This window comes from Achromobacter sp. GbtcB20 (assembly GCF_019091095.1).
GTDB lineage: Bacteria > Pseudomonadota > Gammaproteobacteria > Burkholderiales > Burkholderiaceae_B > Achromobacter > Achromobacter mucicolens.
In genome coordinates, this window is sequence record NZ_JAGXJZ010000968.1 from 1 (window position 1) to 230 (window position 230).

General features: G+C 70.4%; 1 protein-coding gene. It reads right to left on the minus strand.

Annotated elements, in window-relative coordinates; all coding sequences use genetic code 11:
• A partial coding sequence (locus tag KVT32_RS31865; RefSeq protein WP_217619611.1) for a hypothetical protein occupies positions 1 to 230 on the minus strand: 230 nt, incomplete at both ends.

Here is a 230-nt window from a genome sequence, read left to right on the forward strand (position 1 = left end):
CGACACGGCGCCGGACGCGATCGAGCAGCGGCGCCAGCGGGGGGCGGATGCCCAGGTTGATGCGGGCGCGCGGCTCGGCCGCGTACACGTTCCACAGGTAGTCGCGCTCGCGGCACGTCACCATCTCCAGCGTCAGCTCGTCGTGATTGCGCAGGAAGATGGCCCACTGGCAGGTGGGCGGGATATCGGGCGTCTGGCGGATGGTGGCGGTGATCGGAGAGCGGTCTTCC